Here is a 1,552-nt window from a genome sequence, read left to right on the forward strand (position 1 = left end):
TCGTGTTCGAGGATGGCGGCCATGAAGGCGGCGGGGTGGTGGGTCTTGAGCCAGGCGGAGTGGTAGGTGGGGACGGCGAAGGCGGCGCCGTGGGCCTTGCAGAAGCCGAAGGAGCCGAAGGCGGAGAGGGTGGCCCAGACCTCGTCGATGACTTCGGGGGAGTAGCCGCGGGCGAGGGCGCCGGTGCGGAAGGCCTCTTCGACGAGGTGTTCCTGCGGGCCGCCGAGGAGGCGGCGGTGCTCGTCGGCGCGGGCCAGTCCGCAGCCGGTCATGACGTCCATGGTGCGCAGGACCTGTTCGTGGAAGACGGTGACCCCGTGGGTCTCGGCGAGGACGGGCCGCAGGTCGGGGTGCGGGTAGTGGGCGGGTGCCCAGCCGTGCCGCTGTTCGAGGAAGGGCCGGACCATGTCGGACTGCATGGGGCCGGGGCGGAAGAGGGAGATGTCCACGGTGAGGTCGTTGAACTCGCGGGGGGCGAGTTTGCCGACGAGTTCGCGCTGGCCCGGGGACTCGATCTGGAAGCAGCCGAGGGTGTGGGTGGTGCGGATCATCGCGTAGGTGGCGTCGTCGTCCAGGGGCACCTGTTCGAGGTCGATGCGCTCGCCCGTGGTGCGTTCGACCTCGGCGATCGTGTAGGCGATGGCGGACTGCATGCGCACGCCGAGGATGTCGAGCTTGAGGAAGCCCATGGGGTCCATGTCGTGCTTGTCGAACTGGCTCATGGGCAGGCCCATGCCGGAGGGCTGGACGGGGGTGCGGTGCAGCAGGGCGGCGTCGCCGAGGATGACGCCGCAGGGGTGCATGGAGATGTGGCGGGGCAGGCGGTCGAGGCGTTCGGTGAGGTCGACGAGCAGGTCCAGCTGGCGGTCGCCCTCGGCGCGGCCGGACTCGATGCGGCGGGAGAGGCCGCCGAGTTCGGGCATGCGCTGGAGGGCCTCGCGGAAGTTCGAGGCGGAGAAGCGCCAGAGCTGCTTGGCGATGGCGTCCACCTCGGGTTCGGGCATGCCGAGGGCGAGGCCGGCGTCGCGGACGGCGCCGCGGGCCCGGTAGGCGTTCTGCATGCTCATGAGGGTGGTGCGCTCGGCGCCGAAGCGCTCGACGACGGCATGGTAGATCTCGTGGCGGCGGGCGGACTCCACGTCGATGTCGATGTCCGGGAGGGTGGAGCGGTCGGTGGAGAGGAAGCGCTCCATGATCAGGCCGTTGGCCATGGGGTCGACATGGGAGATCCGCAGGGCGTGGTTGACGAGGGAGGAGGCGCCGGAGCCGCGGGCGGCCACGCGGATGCCCATGCCCTCGATGAGGTCGACGACGGCGGCCACGGTGAGGAAGTAGGAGGAGAAGCCGAGTCGGGTGATGATGCCGAGCTCGTGTTCGGCGCGGTCCTGCAGGTCCCGGGCCGCCTGGCTGGTGCCGGGGAGGCCTCCCCCGGTGTGGAGGTGGGGGTAGCGGGCGAGGAGGCCGGTGCGGGTGCGCGCGCGCAGCACGTGCTCCGGGGGGCCGTCGATGCCGATGACGGCGGCCTCGGGGACGCGGGGCACGCCCCAGCCGA

At 71.5% G+C, this 1,552-nt stretch carries 1 pseudogene; it reads right to left on the reverse strand.

Annotated elements, in window-relative coordinates:
• Window positions 1-1,552, reverse strand: a pseudogene (locus tag QL983_RS11200) (DNA polymerase III subunit alpha); the annotation flags it as partial.

The organism is Micrococcus sp. APC 4021 (assembly GCF_030407635.1).
Lineage (GTDB): Bacteria > Actinomycetota > Actinomycetes > Actinomycetales > Micrococcaceae > Micrococcus > Micrococcus luteus.